Raw genomic sequence first — 18762 nt, 5'->3', positions numbered from 1 at the left:
GTCTGCTCCCGACAAAGTGATTTTGGCTAGTTTGATGAAAGCGCGGAGTTCAGTCAGCAATGGTTGGCTGGCCGATCGATTGGGGATGGGACGACCGGCATCGGTGAGCCAGTATGTTGGACGATTGGAGTTGATAAAAGGCGAGGCGTGGAAGAAAAAGGAAAGAATTCTGTCAATAATGAAGATATGACCCCGTTATTTCTATCCACCGATTTCGGATTACGAGGAGGAAGCAGCCGGCTCACCTGGTCCCGGACACGCCACTGCAACGATACCTCACACTCGGGTAACAATCGCTCCAACTCCGCCGCCTGTTGCTTCCAATCCATTAAACCGCCAGACATTGAAATCACCTCAAGTGCTACTCAACGCTTTTAACAGCAGTTAATTCTGAGGGTTAGACCAGCTTGAGACCTACCTCAACTTGACCAACAAATCTTTACTCTCCACCTGATCACCGACTTGAACTTCGATCTGATCGACGATGCCGTCGACTTGGGCATAGACAGTTGTCTGCATCTTCATCGCTTCAAGGATGGCAAGCTTCTCACCTTTTTTAACCTGATGACCGACAGTAACCGTGACACTGCTGACCATGGCTGGGATAGGTGCACCGACTTGTTTGAGGTCGGCACTATCGGCCTTGGTACGACGTTTGGTTTCCGTCTTCGCAGACTTATCGGCAATTACACATTCGCGAGCGCGACCATTAAGTTCGAAGGTCAAAACACGCTGTCCGTCTTCGTCGGCATCACTGACGTAAATGAGTTTAACGATGAGCGTTTTTCCCTCAGCAATCTCGACAGAAATTTCTTCACCTGGTTGCAATCCGTAAAAGAAAGTAGGCGTTGGAACTACATCGGCTTCGCCTAATTCCTTAGTGAGCTTTACGTAGTCCTTAAACACCTGTGGGTACATCAGGTATTGGTAAAGCTCGTCGTCACTGCAGCTTGAAAGTCGAGTGATTTGAGTAACCTCTTTTCGAGTTTCATCCAGGTCCACCTTCTCTGCCCGAGAACCTGGTCGACCTCGAAATGCTTTGCGATCACCAAGGACGACTTTCTGAACTTTCTTGGGCCATCCTCCGGTCGGTTGGCCGAGTCCACCCGAAAGCATATCGACGACCGATTCAGGAAATGAGGTTCCAGGCTCGAGGTTTACGAGGTCAGCCGGCTCAACACCCTTGGTTAGTAGGAACATGGAAAGGTCGCCCACCACTTTACTACTGGGTGTTACCTTAACGATGTCGCCCAGGATCTGGTTTACTTCTTCGTAGTAACGAACCACTTCAGGCCAGCGAGCGCCGAGACCCAGGGCTCGCGCTTGTTCACGCAAGTTGGTGTATTGGCCACCAGGCATTTCGTGTTTGTAAACTTCGGCAGTTCCGAATTTGGGACTGGTGTCGAAAGGTTCGTAAAATTGCCTGACCGCTTCCCAGTAAATGGAAAGTTCGTTGAGGTAGTCCAAGTCCAATTTGGTGTCGCGCGAATCGCCGCGCATGGCATTCACAATCGAGTTGAGGTTCGGCTGGGCGGTTAGGCCAGACATCGAAGAAATAGAAAGATCAACTACGTCCACGCCGGCTTCAGCGGCTTTAATAATAGAGGCGGAGGCAATTCCGCTTGAATCGTGGGTGTGGAAGTGGACGGGAATGCCGATCTCTGACCGAAGTTCTTTTATCAGCTTAAAAGCAGCTCTGGGATGACAGAGGCCTGACATATCCTTAAGCGCCAGAACATGAGCTCCCATCGATTCCAGCTCCTTGGCAATCTTGATGTAGTAATCGAGCGTGTACTTGTCGCGCCTCTTATCCAGAATGTCGCCGCTATAGCAAACGGTTGCCTCACAGACTGATTTCGTGTCGTTGCGAATGGCATCCATCGCCACCTTAAGATTCGGCAAGTAGTTGAGCGAATCGAACACGCGGAAGATATCCATGCCGGATTCCGCGGAATGTTTCACAAAGCCACGAATGACGTTGTCCGGATAATTTGAATAGCCCACTCCATTGGCTCCGCGCAAAAGCATTTGAAAACAGATATTGGGAATCCGTTCGCGAAGATCGCGCAACCGTTTAAACGGATTCTCCTGCAGAAAACGCATGCAGGTGTCGAAGGTCGCCCCACCCCAGCATTCCAAGCTGTAAATATTGTGAGCACGTTGAGAGATACTGTCTGCTACTGCCAACATGTCATAGCTGCGCATCCGGGCCGCGAGTAAGGACTGGTGCGCATCGCGCAAAGTCGTATCCGTAACTAGCAAGCGTTTTTGCTTCCGTGTCCACTCAGCGAACTTTTCCGGTCCGTGCTGTAGTAAGTAATCTCGAGTACCTTTTCGTTTTTTCGCCTTGGGATCGTAGTTAGGAATGATGACCGGAAGATCCATGGCCGGCACCGGCCGACCTTTGACCTGGGAATTTCCGTTAACTATGGTTTCGCCGAGCAGTTTTAAAAGTTTGGTCGCTCGGTCACGACGGCGTTTGAATTTAAACAACTCGGGAGTTGTATCGATCAGAGTAGTCGTCGCTTTACCGGAAGTGAATGACTGATGGTGTATGACGTTTTCAAGAAACGGAATATTGGTCTTCACACCGCGAATACGCATTTCGCGCAAGGCGCGGTCCATCCGTTGTATTGCCAGTTCAAAAGATCCAGCCGAAGCGGTCAGCTTAACCAAGAGAGAATCGTAGAAAGGCGTAATAACAGAACCGGTATCACCCATCGCTCCGTCCAAACGGATTCCAAATCCTGCAGCACTTCGGTAGTTCACTATTTTCCCATAATCCGGCGCAAAATTCTCCTCAGGATCCTCAGTAGTTACCCGCGCCTGGATGGCAAAACCGTTTCGTGCTATGTCATCCTGTTGAGGAATTCCTACTTCCTGACTAAACAGCGTATGTCCTTGAGCAATCAACACCTGGCTGCGAACAATATCGATTCCCGTAATAACTTCGGTCACCGTATGCTCCACCTGGATGCGTGGGTTCATTTCGATGAAAAACCATTCGTGCGTGTCTAGATCGAGGAGGAATTCCACCGTTCCTGCACTGTAGTAGCCAATCGATTTTGCGATTTTAACCGCTGCATCACACAGCTCATGTCGAACCTTTTCCGGAAGGCCTACCGAAGGAGCGATCTCGATAACTTTCTGGTGCCGACGCTGGACAGAACAATCGCGTTCATGCAGATGGACAACGTTGCCCTTCTTGTCCCCCAGAATCTGAACTTCGATGTGCTTGGCTCGCCCGATGTAGCGTTCGAGAAATACGGCCGAATTTCCAAATGCTCTTTCCGCTTCGCCTTGAGCTTCTTCAAGCAAGGACTTCAGGTTTTTCGGATCCTTAACAATCCGCATTCCACGGCCACCGCCACCAAAGGCAGCCTTGATGATGAGTGGGAAACCAATTTTCTTAGCTAGTTTTGCGGCCTTGGCTGGATCACTTATAGGATCAGGCGTTCCTGGGAGGGTTGGCACATTTGCCTCATCGGCGATCTTGCGGGCCTCGATTTTGTCACCCATGCGGCGTAACAAATCTGAGCTGGGCCCCACAAATGTTATCCCGTTTTCTTCACAGGCCTCAGCAAATTCAGCATTTTCTGAGAGAAATCCATAGCCCGGATGGATGAGATCCACCTTTTTGCTTTTAGCCAGATCAATGATACCAGGCACATCCAGATAAGCCGCGACTGGCCCCTTGCCCTTGCCTACCAGGTAAGCCTCATCCGCTTTGAACCGGTGAACACCCAGTCTGTCCTCATTCGCGTATACAGCTACCGTCCGGTAACCCAATTCAGTGGCACTTCGAAAAATCCGGACAGCGATTTCACTACGGTTGGCAGCAAGTAACTTCTTCATGGAAAGGTGATAATCTTAAAAAAGTGGAACCGGTAAAAATGGAGCCAAGACCAAGCGTGTCAATAAGGACACGTCTTGAGGCCACGAAAATTTCTTTAATACATCCACATTGGAACCCATGGATTCCAATAGAGCGTGTAACCGGCATAGATCGTACTAGCCAGACTCACACATAATAAGTAGATCTTCGCAAACGGGTGGATGCTGATGTTGTGTCGGTAGGCCTGGATCACTTTAAACAAACCAGTCAAAGCAAGGGCCACAAATATCCATTCAACCAAATACAAAGATGAGCTGAGAATAGTCATGTTTCCGAAGTGATCAAACGTACGTTGGTTGGACGTTACAATAAACGCGAAGATCGCAAAACTCACGATAAGGAACACAACTGCAATGGGTGGAATCAAACGCACACCCCAATTCTGCACAACTTTTTGCTGCATATTGTTATCGTGCACTTTCGTATATTTCCTAATCATCATTCCAATTCCGTATACGGGAAATAGAACCAGGGAGGATACCATCAGCACCACACACAAGACTGCCAGAATAAATTGCCCCCATGCACTGAATCCAGACACTTTAACTCGGGTACCAAAAGCACCATTCTGATAATAGCGCTTACCATCCTCATTCTCAAAAAATACCACAGTGGCCATCCACTTCTTACCAGCTCGATATAAGCCGCCTTCCACCGGAGTGAGCTCGTGACCACCTCCGGGAATACCCATTACCTTAAAATGCCCTTCCCGAGCAGTTATCCTAAAAAATGGAAGACGCTCAAACGCAAAAGAAAACTGATTTCTAGTAGTAGCCGGAGAATTTCTCTACATCTCCCTGGTCCAATTCAACATCAGCCGGGAGCTCTGGATTTTCGATCCCATCCATTAGATAATCAGAAATGCGCTTGTTCAATTTCCCAAGGGCGCCGCTTGCTTTATTGATCATAACCACAAAGCCGACTCCAAGTTCAGGCTGATAGGTCAGGTCAGCGACAAAACCCATCATACCTCCATTGTGACCCTGCCAAACAAAACCATTATTGGTCTTGGTGTAATTATTAAGTCCATAACCGTCGTATAATCCATTTTGAGCGGCGAGTGTGGTCAGCGGTGTTTCCATGCGCTCTATACTTTCCGCTGATAAGACTTGCTTACCCTCATGGACTCCGCGGTTAAGATACATTCGAACCAATTGGGACATTTCACGAGCCGACGCATTAATGCTACCTGACGGCCGCATGATAATGTGCCAATAGTCGACCGGCTTCGGGTTTTTCTTACTTCCTTCATAACCAGTGGCGATCAACTCTTCAACTTCTGGTGTCAGAAAGTAGCTCGCCGTATACATTCCCAAGGGATCGAATAATTCGTCCTGAACAAAATCTTCAAATGTTTGACCAGTTACTTTCTCAAGTACGTAAGCTGCGAGCGGAGGATTTGCATTGCTGTAAGTAGCAAAAGTGCCTGGCTTCCAGCGACTGCTTCTTGAGCGAGGGTTAAATGCATAAGCGTCCTTTAAAGAAATGTTCGGTTCGGCCAATGCGTACTCATTGAAATGTAAATCGTCAAAACCAGTACTATGCTCAAGTAAGTGAACCAATTTAATAGGATGAGTCTCACTCCAACGATTCTTGAACGAAATGTCAGGTGCATGTTCAAGTAAGGTATCTTGCAAATCCAAAAGCCCATCTTCCTGCAATTTCAGCATAGAAAGGGAGACAAACATTTTGCTGATGCTGCCGATACGGAACAGGGTATCCTCATCAGCCTTACGGCTACTTTCCAGGTCTGCCAAACCCATGCCGCCTATCCAGATGTCCTCATCCTTGGAGACTATTCCTATCCCAGCCCCTGGAACCTTCTCTTCTTCCAGAATTTCTTTCAGATCAACCAGCAACTTTTCGAGCGTATCTGACTCGGGTGTTTCTTCGTCCCGCACTCGGCTATCTTTATCTATAAGGGTGGCATCTGATGGATCAGCCGTTGACTCCTCCTGGCCCACCACAGGGAAAGCTGGATTGGATAGAATTATTAGGAGGAAAGAAAAGAAGAACCTGAGACTTTTCATAAGAAGCGTGGTTTTTTTTAAGGCGATTCGGAAAGTTCGTTTATTAAACCAAACAAACAACACACTCCAATATTCGGAAGTTTCGAATGATTTTCAATATCCACTTTTGTCGGTTTCCTTGCCAGATTTTCGAAAAGTACAGCTTTTTTAATAGGACCTGTAAGCTACTTACTTTTTCTTGCTGCAATGAAAGTGCCAGTTGCCAAGAAATGATTGAACTCCAGAATAAAACTTTCGGGATGAAACAATTGTACCGCATACAAGAATGAAAAGGATGTTGGTAATAGTACTTATTGCAGCTCTTCCTTTGGATGCAGAAGTAAAGGTAGCTATTGTACAATATTCAATCCAGGACCCAGATTCCGTTGGTGTGGATGCTGATCGAATGGAAGCCTTTGTGCGAGAGGCTGCAGACAATGGTGCTGATCTGGTTGTCACGCCTGAGACCGCCTTTTACCGCTACTCACCATGGGAGCAAAACGGCGTAACGATGCTTGAGCTCGCGAATGAATTCGAAAACTTGACCACAAGGTTTTCTTTACTGAGCAAAGAACTGGGAGTCATGTTGGTTATGGGGTTAAGAGAACCTTCCGGGGACCAGATCCAGGCTGTTTATAATACGGCGCTATTCTTTGATACTCACGGCGAGATTCTGGGTCGTCATAGAAAAATGAATCCATCCAATGATGAAAAGAAGTGGACCAAACCAGGGGAATCCTCCATGGGCGATGCCACACCATTCACCACTCCTTTAGGTCAAGTTGGCATGCTCATCTGCAAAGACATGGACAACTCACTGGGTTGCAAAAGCTGTCCCGATTGGGATGTGCGAATTGCCCAACGCAAAATGGATCTTTTCATCGGCGTAAACGGAGACAGCTCACATGGCTGGACAAAGGTGGTTCGTGGAAGCCAGATAGCGAATTGTTACGGAGTTGGAGCCAACCTGGCTCAAGGATCTTACGAAAAAGATCTTCGAGGAAACAGCGGTTTCGTGACACCACAAGGCGAGATCATTCAAGAGGCCGGCATTGGCGAAAAGATCATTTATCAAATTCTGCCACTCACTAAGAAGGACATGCCGCTCAAAGAAAAGTAGCTAACTTCGAATTGAAAATAATGAGAAACGATTAACAGGTCAGATCGCTCTGACAATCAATGTCTCTGAGAAATTGATCGGATTCCATTTCCACCTCCACGACCTTTTCCGCAGCTGACAACAGAACACGTTTTGCTCCTGAATCTCCGCTCAATTTTATCAGCTCTTTTTGAAAGAAACTGGGAAAGATCACCGGATGACCTCTTATGTGGTTGTGAATTGGCAAAACGATGGATTGGCCCTTATGATCGAAAAAGGCAGCGATTAATTTTCGGATGTTATTTGCCTCAATAAAAGGAAGATCCCCGAGGCAAACCAGGAGACCCGAATAAGCACTGGAATCAACAACCGAGGCTCCGAACGAAAGGGACCGTCCCATTCCTTCTGCCCATTTCTCATTCCGAACCAACTCAACTTCGTACCCGCAAAGTAATGACCCGACTACTTCGTGATTAGCACCCGTCACAACAATGGTTTTGTCCGCCCCGACACCTGCGATGACATTAACAACCCGTTCAAGTATCGAAACTCCACCAACTTTCGCCAACAGTTTGTCTTCGGATCCAAAGCGCCTAGATTCACCAGCAGCGAGAATGATGGCGCAAACAGGGAGAACGGATTCAGATTTATTTCCCTCTGTCATCGAAAATCGGCATAGCAGGAGGCTCGAGCCCTACCCTTTTGCGCTTTCTGTGGTTACTCCTCTTTCGTTTGCCCGAACAGCGTTTTTAGCCATTACCATCTCAGCAATAATACTGATCGCGATTTCAGCAGGTGTCGTGCTCCCAATATTTAGACCAACAGGTCCGTGCATGCGTGCCAATTCGTCCTCACCAAATCCTTTTTCTGCTAATCGCTTCAAGCGAGCCTCGTGGCTTCTCTTACTTCCAAGAGCTCCAATATAAGCAGCATCACTTTTTAGAGCTATCTCCAATGCCTGATCGTCGATCTTCGGATCGTGGGTCAGCATAACGACACTATCGAAAGGTCCCAGTCGGATATTTGAGAATGCGACTTCCGGCCATTCTTGAATCAAATGATCCGGGGCTGTTTCAAAACGCTCTTCTTGCGCAAAGCTCTCCCGAGGATCGATTACGATCGTCTGGTAATTGAGCGCTTTGGCAAAATGAACCAGGCTGAGCGAAATATGTCCTGCACCAATTATAAATAAACGATAAGGCTGAGAGATTAAACGCAGGAGCACTTTGGAATCACTTTCCAGAACTTCATGCGTATGTCCTCCAGCAGCCATTATACCTTTCGCCTGATCAATTGTCCCAGACTCCCAATCGACTAGATCCCCGGTAATGGCCCCATCCTCAAGCATCAGCGCCTGCTTGCCTTCCCCGCTCAACCAAACCCCTGTACCGTGCGATTCGTGCAAGTCGACCAAGACTCTGACAATCTCCGCATCATGACGGAATCGCTCCACTCTTACACCGATCTTGCCGCCACAGGAAAAAGCAACCTCCCAGGGAAACCCCTGACTCGGTCCATACTCGGCCCAACGGGTCTTGCCATCGGCGGCGCAGGCCACGGCCATTTCAATAACCTCGGTTTCAATGCAACCTGCACTGACCGATCCTATAAACTGTTTTCCATCCTCAGAAATGGCCAATACAGACCCAATACCTCTGGGAGACGGATTGCGCGCACTCACAACCGTCGCGAGAGCAAACGTTTGTCCGGATTCTATCCAGGGTTTCAATTGTGACCAAATTTCGTGCATAGGGAACTTTCAGACTTTGACTTCATCAAAGCAACTTAGTTTGATTCTCAAAACTTTTCTTCAATCCACCCTATGGCAACAATACAAATTAACGTAAACGGGGATAATCGCACGATCAGCGATATCGATCCCTCCACTCCCCTACTTTGGGCCTTACGAGATCACCTCGGCATGGTCGGTACTAAATTCGGCTGCGGCAAAGGCCTTTGCGGGGCCTGCACCGTTCACTTGAATGGAACAGCCATTCGCTCCTGCAGCACCCCGGTTTCCTCGGTAGACGGATTGTCCGTTACAACGATCGAAGGATTGGCCCAGGATGAAGATCATCTCCACCCCTTGCAAGAAGCCTGGATGGAACACGATGTTCCCCAATGCGGTTATTGCCAAGCTGGACAGATGATGAACGCAGCTTCCTTGCTAAGCGTAAACCCAAAGCCATCGGACGCTGATATCGACAACGCCATGGCAGGAAATATTTGCCGCTGCGGAACTTACACCCGCATCCGCAAAGCCATTCACACCGTAGCCAGAAACGGAGGTGTAGCATGAAGCACGATATTTATAGTTACGACTTGATTCCCGATGTGGATATGCCGGCCGAATTTGTTGAACGCCATAACCAGATAGGCTCGGATTCGTTTGAAGCAGCCAGTCTGCACTTGCCACGCCGGCAGTTCTTGAAACTCTCAGGGATCGCAGGTGGGGGACTCGTCCTGGCGTTCATGCTGGGAGGACGCTCCAAATCTGAAGCAGCTCACCACCAAAACAGCGAACAAGCCTTCTCACCGAACGCTTTCGTTCAAATCAAGCCGGACGGCACCATCGTAATAGCCGCGAAAAACCCGGAAGTTGGCCAAGGAGTTAAAACCTTTTTACCCATGATCGTGGCAGAGGAACTGGAAGTTCCCTGGGAGTCCGTGACGGTCATCCAGTCAGAAATCGATAAAGATCGATTTGGCGCTCAATCCGCAGGTGGTTCCCAATCAACTCCACGCAATTGGGACCCGCTTCGTCAAGCAGGTGCTGTGGCAAGGACCATGCTCGTCGCCGCTGCAGCCAACGAATGGGGAGTCGATGCTTCCAAGTGCAATGCTGATCAAGGTTTTGTGGTTAATAAAGCCAACGGAAACAAACTCAGCTATGCAAAGCTGGCATCAAAAGCCGCCACCCTTGACGTGCCGGATGCCAGTTCAGTCAAACTCAAGGAACGCAGTGAATACAAACTGCTGGGAAAATTTATCCCCGGTGTGGACAACCTCCAATTGGTCACCGGCCAGCCACTGTTTGGCATAGATCAACAACTTCCTGGATTGCTTTACGCCGTCTATGTGAAGTGTCCAAGTTTTTATGGGAAAGTGAAACGCGCAAACCTGGACGAGGTAAAAAATCTTCCAGGAGTCACCGATGCATTCATCGTTGAAGGGAATAGTGTCGATGGAGAGCTAAGCCCCGGTGTGGCCATTGTGGCAAAAACCACCTACCAGGCCTTTCTCGCTGAGAAAGCCTTGCAAGTTTCCTGGGACAAGAGTTCAGCCTCCAACGAATCGTGGGGGGACTTCAAGGAAATGGCAAAAGACCTGACTTCCAGGCCTGGTCCAGTGACCGAGGAAACCGGCAGCATGGACGAAGCCATTAAATCAGCCAAAAAGGTTGTGGACGGTTTCTATACCTATCCGTTCCTCTCCCACTCCAACCTGGAACCTCAAAACTGCACTGCCTGGTTTCATGGTGGCAAAATGGAGTTCTGGGCTCCAACCCAAACACCTCAGGCAATCGCTGGCGCCGTTTCCAGAATCTTGGGAATTGAAGAGAAAAATGTCATCGTCAATCAAGTTCGCGGTGGTGGTGGATTTGGCCGTCGACTCATAAATGATTTCGCCTGTGAAGCTGCTGCTGTTGCTCACAAAGTAAATGCTCCGGTCAAACTTATGTGGAACCGCGAGTCTGATATGGCTCACGACTTTTACCGCGTCGGAGGATTCCACAACATGAAGGGAACCTTGGACTCGAAAGGCAAATTAACCGGGCTTCAGGACCGCACGCTTGTATTCACCAATAAAAGCGATGGGAAGCCCGTCCGGGGCGGCAACATACGCGCCGGAAATATTCAGGCTCCGGAAATCCCCAATGTTAGAATCGAAACTCACGAAGTTCCCTTAACCGTTCCTTGCGGTTGGTGGCGCGCACCTACTTCCTGCTCTGTCGCCTGGGTTTTTCAAAGTTTCATTCATGAGATGGCCACCGCCGCCGGAAGGGACCATCTGGAATTCCTACTTGAACAATTCGGCGAACCCCAATGGCTGGGTAATAAGAGTGCTCGGGACTTCAATACCGAACGAGCCATCAACGTCACCAAGGCAGCAGCCAAGAAAGGCAACTGGGGTAAAAAAATGAAAAGCGGTCAAGGCCGTGGACTCTCGTTCTACTTCAGTCACCTTGGATACTTTGCGGAAGTGGCAGAAGTCACCGTTGATAGTTCCAACAACGTCAAAGTCGATCGCGTGGTGGTTGCTTGCGACGTCGGGATGCTACTCAATAAGAGTGGCGGCGAAAACCAGGTTGAAGGCTCTGTGGTTGACGCCATCAGCACGCTGGCCAACCAGGAAATCACCTTTGAAGAAGGGGCCGTTAAAGAACAAAACTTCGACGACTATCCACTTCTAAGAATGCCATCCCATCCGGAAATAGAAATCGAATGGCTAACCACAGATCATTCACCGACAGGCCTGGGTGAACCCGCCTTCCCACCGGCGGTAGCCGCTGTCACGAATGCGATCTTTGCCGCAACAGGAAAGCGAATCCGCACCATGCCCATCTCAAAGGAAGGGTTCAGGATTGTTTAGAAATGGTAGCAGCGGATTTTACAGAGCCTTTCGATAGGTTTTATGCCGTGAACATTTTGGAGATACGATCACGGTGCGTTGTCTGGTCGGCTGTTGTTAAAGACTGATTGATATCAAACCCAAAAACATTCGATAGAGTCGCGATTAAAATTGCTCCTACATGCAAGAAACAGGATTTTGTAGGAGCAAACTTGTTCGCGACCCAAATAGTCATCCAATGAAAGTCCTCTCCTCCTTCATCAAATCATTCTATTTCATAACTCTACTAGCCACGGTCCAACCGTTTCTCCCAACTCTAGGAGCCGCGGAAATAGATGGTTTTTGGAAATTCACTGATACTTCCATTCAGAAAATCGGCAAACATATCAGGGCTTCGAATAGCGAAGCGCAGGATGCCGAGGAATCCATAGACTCCTACCGCAACCATATAAGAGAATTCCAATTATCAGGAACGAACGAAATTAAGATCAGGCTGATTCAATTCAAAAAATTGGATGACAGATATCCGCGATTCATTCGGGAATTTGATCTCAAATACCAGGAGACGGCGGAAGGCACTTTTTCGATCTCGAGTGAGAACAAGGACCTTTTCTCGGGTCAAATCAAGGGTCAGACCATGTATATTGATGACGCTGGCAGTGGAAATAAATTGGAGCTGAAAAAATTGGGCAAAGGCGAAATTCCTTACACCGACGAAAAGCCTTACCTGCCACAAAAACTGGATAAGAATCCCAAAGTCAGAAAGTTAATCGAACCCATTTATCCGCCAAACCTGAAGAGCCGGGGAATCGGGGGCACCGTAGAACTCAAGTTCATGGTGAATACCGATGGTAGAACCTCTGAAGTTCAAATCGTAAGTTCTCCACATCCCAATTTAAGCAAAGCCGCTATTGACGCCATTCTAGCCAGTACCTTCAGACCAGGCGAAATCGATGGACGGGCCGCGCGAAGCCAAATAAAGATTCCCATAACCTTTCGCTGACGAAATCCATTTAAATCTGACATGCTACCCATCGTACAAATATCTCTGGATATAGTTGATATCGCCGAGGCCCTAAAAACTGCCGAAATGGCCATGAGGGCCGGAGTCGATTGGCTCGAGGCAGGGACCCCTTTAATCATTGCCGAAGGCATGCACGGAGTTCGAGCCTTGCGCAGCCGGTTTCCCGACACGCCCATTGTGGCAGACCTGAAAACCATGGACGGTGGCTGGCTCGAAGCCGAAATCATGGCCAAAGCGGGAGCAACTCAGGTGGTAGTCATGTCACAGGCTCACGATGAAACGATACGCTGTGTAGTCAAAGCCGGCAGGGATCTGGGAATCGAAGTGATGGGTGACAATCTTGGTAGCGCGAATATGGTCGACGGTGCCAAGCGACTGGCCGACCTGGGATGTGATTATGTAATCCACCACATCGGTTACGACGAACGCCGAGGAATCGCCGCGCGGGGAGAACGCATGCCCAATCCGCTCGACGAACTGCGCGCCATTGTTCAAGCGGTTCATGTACCCGTTCAGGCAGTCGGAGGACTAACCATCGAACAGGCCATAGCTACTCCGAAATACGGAGCTCCCTTGGTCGTTCTTGGTGCGCCACTGACCATAGATGCAGATTCCTTTAAAACAGCAGACGGCAACATTGAAGAGTCTCTACGCCTCATTTGCGACAAGGTTCATGCATTTGGAGATGTGGTAATAAAATAGAACTCGCACAACGTCCAAACTTTGTAATTCTAGTGACGTAATCTAGCTGATTTACGCCAGAAAACAGGTAGGCCTGTTTTACCAAAATCGCCGTTTCATCGGCAGCTCGCTACCAATTCATTATCAATTCTCGCTTCTCACTTATATACCATGCTTTTCCCAGCAGTCGTTAACTACGAAAACAAAAAAGGTGCCGTAGAACTCCGCGAAATAGACAAACCTGTCATCGGAGAAGATGACGTTCTGCTACAGGTAAAAGCGGTCAGTGTTTGCGGAAGTGACTTGCACCAATGGGAGGCGATGCACAGTTGGCCGGTAAATTACCCGGTGGTTTTGGGTCACGAATTTGGTGGCGTAATTGCCGAAATGGGTAGCCGCGTCAAAGGCTGGCAGGAAGGCGATAAGGTGGTCAGTGAGACGGCTGCCGTCATCGACCCCAATAATCCTATGAGCCGCAAAGGACTTTATAACCTGGACCCTACGCGTCTGGGTTTTGGCTATGGTGTAAACGGAGCAATGACCGAATTTGTAAAAGTTCCTGCGCGCCTGCTACATACCATTCCCAAGGAGTTATCTTTTGAAAAAGCAGCGCTCACCGAACCTTGCTGCGTAGCCTACAATGCAGTTGTGAACCAATCTGATATTAAGCCAGGTGACCGCGTAGTCGTAATCGGACCAGGTCCCATCGGCCTACTTTGCGCTGCCATGGCGAAAATCTGTGGAGCCGAAGTAGCAGTCCTGGGTCTGGAATCGGATCGTAAGCGCTTACAGGTCGCTGAGCAGTATGGTTGCACGGCCCTTGTAAATGATCTCGACGAATGGGCGTTTGCCGGCGACGGACTCGGCGTTGACGGAGTCGTAGACGCCGCCGGAATTTCAAAGACCTTGAAAATCGCCCTCCGAATTACAAGACCGGCAGGCTGGATCAGTAAGGTTGGCTGGGGAAGTCAACCGTTGGACTTCAATCTTGATCCCCTCGTTGCCAAGGCCCTTACACTCCGGGGTAGCTTCAGTCACAATTGGCCTATTTGGGAAAGGGTTCTTGATCTGCTCGCAACAGGGCAACTAAATTTAGACCCCATCATTGGTGGCATTTGGCCTTTGGAAGAATGGCACACCGCTTTTGAAACCATGCACTCCGCAGAAATCGTTAAATCAGTATTAATCCCATGAGTTTAGCAAAATTAGATAACAAAGTAATCCTGGTAACCGGCGCCAATACCGGCGTGGGTGAACACACTGCCCGACTATGTATTGCGCAAGGCGCAAAGGTAGCCGTTCATGGCCGTCGCCCCGATGCTGTTCAGAAAATCGTAGACGAACTCGGACCCAACGCACACGGGGTCATAGGAAGTCTGGAAACGGAAGAGGATCCAGCGAAGGTGGTAGCCCAAACCATTGAGCATTTTGGTCGTTTGGACGGAATCGTAAATAATGCCGCAAGAACAACTCGTTCGCACTTCGAGAAAACAGATGTGGAATTCTTCGATAATATGATGGCTATAAATGTCCGCGCTCCATTCTTTATTATCCAGGCGGCGCTACCCTATCTTAAAGAAGCCAAAGGAAGCGTGGTGAATATAGGATCGATCAACGCCTTGGGAGGAGAACGCATGCTGGCCCCCTACAGTATTTCCAAAGGGGCGCTCCTTACCCTGTCGAAACACTTGGCGAATTTGTATGATAGAGATGCTATTCGTTTCACTCACATCAATCTTGGTTGGGTGCTCACTGAGAACGAATACAAAGTAAAAATTTCCGACGGGTTCCCTGAAGGCTGGCAACATGATGTACCCAAAATGATGGTTCCAAGTGGCAAGATGTCTAGTCCTGAGGAAGTGGCCAAAGTGGTAGCCTTCTGGCTCAGCGATGATTCCAGGCCATGGAACGGTACTGTGTTCGAGCTGGAGCAATACCCGTTTAAAGGCCGTATCCCTTCTTTGGACGCCGATTTCCTTGAAGGGAAAATGTAGCTCTAATCGATCTACATGGCAAAGCTTGCTGCATTTCCTAAAGCATGGATGGATTCACTCTGTATGGACGGATCCATGTCGCTCAATGAGTGGATTGATCTATCCGGAAAACTCGATGTGGATGGTCTCGAGTTCTACTGCGACTTTCTCGATCTAAAGAAGAAATCCGGATGGTCTGACTACCGAAAGAAAGTCGAAGACCAGGGGCGAAGTATTCCTATGCTGTGCTGTTCCCCTGACTTCACACATCCCGATAAAAGTTTTCGCCAAGAACAAATCGATAAAGAGAAAAACTGGATCGATATGTGCGGAACTCTAGGAGGTTCATTCTGCCGGGTCCTCTCAGGACAAAGACGCCCGGACGTATCCAGAGAAGATGGGATCAACTACGCGGTTGAATGCATAGAGGCGTGTATCCCGCATGCGGCAGACCAGGGCATTACCCTCATCATAGAAAATCATTACAAGGACAACTATTGGTCCTACCCGGAGTTTGCCCAACGTATGGATGTGTTTTGCGACCTGGTTGATCGCATCGACTCACCCCACTTTGGAGTCAACTACGACCCCAGCAACACCATCCTCGCGGGAGAAGATCCGCTCGAACTTTTAGAACGTGTAAAGCACCGCGTTGTTACCATGCACGCCAGCGACCGCTTTCTTCTCGAAGGAAACATCGAAGATCTCCGCAAAGAAGAAATGGACAGTGTCGGCTACGCCCAACGACTCAGTCACGGCGAAATCGGAAAAGGCCTCAATGACTACGATGCGATTTTCGGAACACTCAAGGAAGCTGGCTTCAATGGTTGGGTAAGCATCGAAGACGGCGTCGATGGCTTTGACCAAATGCAGCGAAGCGTTTCGTTTCTGCGTAAGAAGATGTCTGACTACTGGCCTGAGTGATATATTCTTTTGAACTGAGTATTTTTTCTACACTACGAAAAGCGCGAAATTACGCGAAAACGGTTTATTAGCGTTCATTGACGAATCGTTCGTATTCCGATTGAGGATAATGTCCGAAGTTGACTAATAGCCCAAGTTTTAAGCCGGTCGCCTTAAGGTAATTGATTATTTGAGCTCGATGTTCATCTGTTAGGTTTTTCACAGCTTTAATTTCGACTATTATTTTATCGAAACAAATAAAATCTGGTTTGTATCCCTGTTTTAGCTCTCTTCCCTTGTAACTCAGTTTCAAGTGTTCTTGTTCTACAAAAGGAATTAAAGAATCCAAAAATTCGAATCCCGCACATTCTTGATAAACAGATTCAAGAAACCCATTCCCCTTTTCTTTATATACTTCAAAACAAGCACCCATAATTCGGTAGCTTTCATTCTTGTACAAAATATCTTCACTCATGTTTTCGCGTAATTTTGCGTTTTTCGTAGTTATAATACTGTTCTCAATGCCAAACCAATCCGCCTTGTAAAGCAAAGCGAGCGAACTCCAAAGGCAACACCCTTCGATGACTCAGGTTCGTAGACGGTAAAGACGAATGAATCAGAAAGATACCAGAAAAGTGTGAAGGCAGTAGCCTATTCGGAAAAGATTGGTAGTTCAGAGCCGTTTACAGGCAAGGCATGCGCCAGGACCGTTGAACAGCACATTACCCTCAGTGAAAAGACACTTTCAAAGTATACTTGACCTACCCAACAAGACCAACATCTTGATGTCCTTCCTAAGTAAACGGAGAGATGCCAGAGTGGTCGAATGGGCCTGCTTGGAAAGCAGGTGTAGGGGTAACTCTACCGGGGGTTCGAATCCCCCTCTCTCCGCCAGCCTTCGCATAAAGCTTCGGATGGCACGCCACTCAATCAACAGAGGGGTGAAATGGGTTCAGTAAGTTTTACGTATTAGATTGCGAAGGATGCCCTTCGAAGCTTTAGCGTAGTAGGGCTTATTATGTATTACGTATACCGAATCCAGAGCATTAATTTCAGAGATCAATCTTATACGGGATTCTCCTCAGATTTGGAGAAAAGATTAGCCAAACATAATGCAGGAGGCAATAGGTCAACAGCGCCATTTCGCCCATGGAAATTAGTTTTTTATGCTGCTTTTGAAAAAAAAGAGTCTGCTTTGGATTTCGAAAAATACCTCAAGACTGGATCAGGGAAAGCATTTGCAAGGAAACGACTTTGGTTGAATAACGAGTAAGCCCCCCTTGCCTCGTTGCGTTGCTCCTCAGATGTCGCCTAACAGGCTCGAAACTCCGCCATTATCAAAGTCTACAACTAAAGTAGGCTTTTTTAATATTAGGAGATCAGTAAAGTTTCCGGGGGATGAGAACCCGGAATTGTTTTCTTGCGATCATGTCGCCGAAAACGGCTCGGTAGTTCACGAGCAAAGCGAAGTAAACGGCGCAGCGGGACGCTGCGGCCCTACCACTCCGGAGAACCAAAAAGTAAATCTTCTCTGTCTCTTGACTGTCAGGCCACAACAATTGGAAAGGAAGTCCAATAAAGTATTGATCCGTCATACCGGCCTACCCAAACTGTTTTTTCTTTTTGGGGAATCAAACCCTCTTTTCCTATTTTAATCCACCTATTCTCAATTAAAACATGCCTCACGTAGAAACCAACGGAATTCAGATGTATTACGAAGAGCGCGGTTCAGGAGACCCGCTTATTTTAATTATGGGGATCACTGCCCCGGGTGCAGTTTGGGACGTACACGCTGAACATTGGGAACAGAACTACCGCTGCATCAAGGTGGATAATCGTGGAATCGGTAATACGGACAAACCGGAGGGCGACTATACCAGCGCCATGATGGCGGACGACTATGCCGGACTTATGGACGCTTTGGGAATCGAGTCGGCGAAAGTAGTCGGTGTTTCCATGGGATCTATTATCGCACAGCAACTGTGCCTGCGTCACCCCGCTAAAGTGAAAAGTGCTGTTCTAATGTGTCCATGGGCTCGCTGCGATGCCTACGCCAAATCGATATTTGAACACATGAAGGTCTGCTTCGCACACCTGTCTCCAGCTCAGTTCATGGAGTGGATTCAACTACTTATATTTACCAAACCGTTCTGGGATAATGCCGACGGTTACGCGGGGCTTCTCGAAGGCCGAGGCGGTTTTGCTGTAGCTCCCGACCCACAACCACTTCACGGTTTAGAAGGCCAGGCTGCTGCTTGCACGACGCACGACGTTTTCGACCAGTTAGGCGATATCTCCCAGAAGTGCCTGGTGATTGGCGGTAAGGACGACATCTTCACTCCCATGTGGATGGCAAAAGAAGTTGCCGGTGGCATCCCTGGCTGTGATACCTATTTTTATGACAATGCCGGCCACGCCTTCCACTTTGAGCACATGGCCGACTTTAACCAACGTATCTTGGAATGGCTAAACGCCAACTAATCCATTTCCACTCAAATACCAAAATTAATAATCGTTCTAAACAATAACAATTTCGGCGCTGCGAGGACGCAGTCGCCCTACCAATCAAATCAATGAGAGGTAGAGCAAGAGCATCCCTGCTCTGC

Annotated in this window: 18 protein-coding genes and 1 tRNA gene; 13 read left to right on the top strand and 6 right to left on the bottom strand. The window is 48.4% G+C overall.

Annotated features, from left to right (window positions below):
* Both O3C43_11875 and O3C43_11870 read left to right on the top strand, forming a co-directional pair.
* The coding region (locus O3C43_11875; GenBank protein ID MDA1067190.1) for a hypothetical protein at positions 1-190 on the top strand (190 nt) is incomplete at its 5' end.
* Positions 187-378 (top strand): hypothetical protein, encoded by a 192-nt coding sequence (locus tag O3C43_11870; GenBank protein MDA1067189.1) that lies wholly within the window; start codon positions 187-189, stop codon positions 376-378. The genes O3C43_11875 and O3C43_11870, both read left to right, overlap by 4 nt.
* Positions 379-414: 36 nt before the next feature.
* On the opposite strand, the gene O3C43_11865 is transcribed toward O3C43_11870, so the two are convergent.
* The 3 genes from O3C43_11865 to O3C43_11855 all read right to left on the bottom strand — a co-directional run bounded on the left by O3C43_11865 (position 415) and on the right by O3C43_11855 (position 5925).
* On the bottom strand, positions 415-3855 hold the full coding sequence (locus tag O3C43_11865) for a pyruvate carboxylase (GenBank protein MDA1067188.1): 3441 nt from the start codon (positions 3853-3855) through the stop codon (positions 415-417).
* A gap of 95 nt (positions 3856-3950) precedes the next feature.
* The gene (locus tag O3C43_11860) at positions 3951-4586 is read right to left on the bottom strand and encodes a hypothetical protein (GenBank protein ID MDA1067187.1); all 636 of its coding nucleotides are present in this window, start codon (positions 4584-4586) and stop codon (positions 3951-3953) included.
* 73 nt (positions 4587-4659) lie between these two features.
* Entirely contained in the window at positions 4660-5925 is a 1266-nt protein-coding gene (locus tag O3C43_11855) for a serine hydrolase (protein MDA1067186.1), read from the bottom strand.
* A 274-nt stretch (positions 5926-6199) separates the two neighbouring features.
* Here O3C43_11855 and O3C43_11850 point away from each other — a divergent pair, with 274 nt between their 5' ends.
* A complete protein-coding gene (locus O3C43_11850; GenBank protein MDA1067185.1) occupies positions 6200-7024 on the top strand; it encodes a carbon-nitrogen hydrolase family protein in 825 nt (274 codons plus the stop codon).
* Between the two features lie 31 nt (positions 7025-7055).
* Here O3C43_11850 and O3C43_11845 read toward each other — a convergent pair whose 3' ends face one another.
* Both O3C43_11845 and O3C43_11840 read right to left on the bottom strand, forming a co-directional pair.
* Entirely contained in the window at positions 7056-7667 is a 612-nt protein-coding gene (locus O3C43_11845; protein ID MDA1067184.1) for a nucleotidyltransferase family protein, read from the bottom strand.
* A 30-nt stretch (positions 7668-7697) separates the two neighbouring features.
* Positions 7698-8753, bottom strand: a complete 1056-nt coding sequence (locus O3C43_11840; protein ID MDA1067183.1) for an XdhC family protein — start codon at positions 8751-8753, stop codon at positions 7698-7700.
* A 72-nt stretch (positions 8754-8825) separates the two neighbouring features.
* Here O3C43_11840 and O3C43_11835 point away from each other — a divergent pair, with 72 nt between their 5' ends.
* The 7 genes from O3C43_11835 (at position 8826) to O3C43_11805 (ending at position 16177) form a co-directional block, all read left to right on the top strand.
* Positions 8826-9302 carry a (2Fe-2S)-binding protein gene (locus O3C43_11835; GenBank protein MDA1067182.1) on the top strand — a complete coding sequence of 159 codons (477 nt, stop codon included), beginning with the start codon at positions 8826-8828 and terminating at the stop codon, positions 9300-9302.
* Positions 9299-11596: a molybdopterin-dependent oxidoreductase gene (locus tag O3C43_11830; GenBank protein ID MDA1067181.1), complete on the top strand. Its 2298-nt coding sequence runs from the start codon at positions 9299-9301 to the stop codon at positions 11594-11596. Before O3C43_11835 ends, O3C43_11830 begins: the two co-directional genes overlap by 4 nt.
* A gap of 217 nt (positions 11597-11813) precedes the next feature.
* On the top strand, positions 11814-12578 hold the full coding sequence (locus O3C43_11825) for an energy transducer TonB (protein ID MDA1067180.1): 765 nt from the start codon (positions 11814-11816) through the stop codon (positions 12576-12578).
* Positions 12579-12599: 21 nt separating this feature from the next.
* Positions 12600-13301, top strand: coding sequence for an orotidine 5'-phosphate decarboxylase (locus O3C43_11820; GenBank protein ID MDA1067179.1), 702 nt, complete (start codon positions 12600-12602; stop codon positions 13299-13301).
* A gap of 150 nt (positions 13302-13451) precedes the next feature.
* On the top strand, positions 13452-14474 hold the full coding sequence (locus O3C43_11815) for a zinc-binding dehydrogenase (GenBank protein ID MDA1067178.1): 1023 nt from the start codon (positions 13452-13454) through the stop codon (positions 14472-14474).
* Positions 14471-15274, top strand: coding sequence for an SDR family oxidoreductase (locus tag O3C43_11810; GenBank protein ID MDA1067177.1), 804 nt, complete (start codon positions 14471-14473; stop codon positions 15272-15274). The genes O3C43_11815 and O3C43_11810 overlap by 4 nt, the downstream gene beginning before the upstream one ends.
* Before the next feature lie 15 nt (positions 15275-15289).
* Positions 15290-16177 carry a sugar phosphate isomerase/epimerase gene (locus O3C43_11805; GenBank protein ID MDA1067176.1) on the top strand — a complete coding sequence of 296 codons (888 nt, stop codon included), beginning with the start codon at positions 15290-15292 and terminating at the stop codon, positions 16175-16177.
* 67 nt (positions 16178-16244) lie between these two features.
* Here the strand turns inward: O3C43_11805 and O3C43_11800 are convergent, their stop codons facing one another.
* Positions 16245-16631, bottom strand: coding sequence for a GxxExxY protein (locus tag O3C43_11800; GenBank protein ID MDA1067175.1), 387 nt, complete (start codon positions 16629-16631; stop codon positions 16245-16247).
* Between the two features lie 329 nt (positions 16632-16960).
* Here O3C43_11800 and O3C43_11795 point away from each other — a divergent pair.
* From O3C43_11795 to O3C43_11785, 3 genes are all read left to right on the top strand, one after another.
* Positions 16961-17050 (top strand) — tRNA-Ser (locus O3C43_11795).
* A 124-nt stretch (positions 17051-17174) separates the two neighbouring features.
* Positions 17175-17429 (top strand): GIY-YIG nuclease family protein, encoded by a 255-nt coding sequence (locus tag O3C43_11790; GenBank protein MDA1067174.1) that lies wholly within the window; start codon positions 17175-17177, stop codon positions 17427-17429.
* A gap of 404 nt (positions 17430-17833) precedes the next feature.
* Complete coding sequence (locus tag O3C43_11785; GenBank protein MDA1067173.1) at positions 17834-18637, top strand: alpha/beta hydrolase; 804 nt, start codon at positions 17834-17836, stop codon at positions 18635-18637.
* Positions 18638-18762: the final 125 nt, after the last annotated feature.

Source organism: Verrucomicrobiota bacterium (genome assembly GCA_027622555.1).
In the GTDB taxonomy this organism is placed as follows: Bacteria; Verrucomicrobiota; Verrucomicrobiia; order Opitutales; family UBA2995; genus UBA2995.
The sequence above is the reverse complement of the archived record's forward strand: the minus strand, read 5'-3'. Positions and strand labels throughout refer to the sequence as shown.

What these genes read in the sequence shown, in the direction of transcription:
- O3C43_11870 (MDA1067189.1), top strand. Translation starts at nt 187, where the DNA reads ATGACCCCGTTATTTCTATCCACCGATTTCGGATTACGAGGAGGAAGC.
- O3C43_11865 (MDA1067188.1), bottom strand. Translation starts at nt 3,855, where the DNA reads ATGAAGAAGTTACTTGCTGCCAACCGTAGTGAAATCGCTGTCCGGATT.
- O3C43_11860 (MDA1067187.1), bottom strand. Translation starts at nt 4,586, where the DNA reads ATGGGTATTCCCGGAGGTGGTCACGAGCTCACTCCGGTGGAAGGCGGC.
- O3C43_11855 (MDA1067186.1), bottom strand. Translation starts at nt 5,925, where the DNA reads ATGAAAAGTCTCAGGTTCTTCTTTTCTTTCCTCCTAATAATTCTATCC.
- O3C43_11850 (MDA1067185.1), top strand. Translation starts at nt 6,200, where the DNA reads ATGTTGGTAATAGTACTTATTGCAGCTCTTCCTTTGGATGCAGAAGTA.
- O3C43_11845 (MDA1067184.1), bottom strand. Translation starts at nt 7,667, where the DNA reads ATGACAGAGGGAAATAAATCTGAATCCGTTCTCCCTGTTTGCGCCATC.
- O3C43_11840 (MDA1067183.1), bottom strand. Translation starts at nt 8,753, where the DNA reads ATGCACGAAATTTGGTCACAATTGAAACCCTGGATAGAATCCGGACAA.
- O3C43_11835 (MDA1067182.1), top strand. Translation starts at nt 8,826, where the DNA reads ATGGCAACAATACAAATTAACGTAAACGGGGATAATCGCACGATCAGC.
- O3C43_11830 (MDA1067181.1), top strand. Translation starts at nt 9,299, where the DNA reads ATGAAGCACGATATTTATAGTTACGACTTGATTCCCGATGTGGATATG.
- O3C43_11825 (MDA1067180.1), top strand. Translation starts at nt 11,814, where the DNA reads ATGAAAGTCCTCTCCTCCTTCATCAAATCATTCTATTTCATAACTCTA.
- O3C43_11820 (MDA1067179.1), top strand. Translation starts at nt 12,600, where the DNA reads ATGCTACCCATCGTACAAATATCTCTGGATATAGTTGATATCGCCGAG.
- O3C43_11815 (MDA1067178.1), top strand. Translation starts at nt 13,452, where the DNA reads ATGCTTTTCCCAGCAGTCGTTAACTACGAAAACAAAAAAGGTGCCGTA.
- O3C43_11810 (MDA1067177.1), top strand. Translation starts at nt 14,471, where the DNA reads ATGAGTTTAGCAAAATTAGATAACAAAGTAATCCTGGTAACCGGCGCC.
- O3C43_11805 (MDA1067176.1), top strand. Translation starts at nt 15,290, where the DNA reads ATGGCAAAGCTTGCTGCATTTCCTAAAGCATGGATGGATTCACTCTGT.
- O3C43_11800 (MDA1067175.1), bottom strand. Translation starts at nt 16,631, where the DNA reads ATGAGTGAAGATATTTTGTACAAGAATGAAAGCTACCGAATTATGGGT.
- O3C43_11790 (MDA1067174.1), top strand. Translation starts at nt 17,175, where the DNA reads ATGTATTACGTATACCGAATCCAGAGCATTAATTTCAGAGATCAATCT.
- O3C43_11785 (MDA1067173.1), top strand. Translation starts at nt 17,834, where the DNA reads ATGCCTCACGTAGAAACCAACGGAATTCAGATGTATTACGAAGAGCGC.